The following is a 363-nucleotide window of genomic DNA, read 5'->3' on the forward strand; positions in this document are numbered from 1 at the left end:
TGTCGGTGTCTGGTTGCGGCGGTCCGGTCCGGTCTGGGCCGGTCCCGGTGATCTCGACCGCCGCAGGGTAGAACCGTTGCTGCTGGTAGTAGCCGCCCCCGCCACCACCGTGACTACCCGAACCGGACATGCCGGGCCAGTTAGCCACGTCCGGGCCGCCGTCATCAAAGTAGGGGTAGTCGTGGTCGCCACCGGTGGGGTTAGGGGCAGCAGGCGCCGAGGACGGGGGGTACGGGTTGAAACCGGTGTAGTCGAAGCCGGTACCGGTCAACGACTGAGGGCCGGCATACCCCGAAGACGAGGGGTACGTACCACCGGAGACACCCGGCCAGTCAGACAACGGCGCAGGAGTCGAGTAATCGG

General features: G+C 67.2%; 1 pseudogene. It reads right to left on the reverse strand.

Features of this window, described 5'->3' with window-relative positions:
• Nucleotides 1–271 (reverse strand): annotated as a pseudogene (locus tag QSK31_RS48630) (hypothetical protein); the annotation flags it as partial.
• Between the last annotated feature and the right edge of the window lie 92 nt (nt 272–363).

The sequence above is a fragment of the Actinoplanes sp. NBRC 103695 genome (assembly GCF_030269485.1).
GTDB lineage: Bacteria > Actinomycetota > Actinomycetes > Mycobacteriales > Micromonosporaceae > Actinoplanes.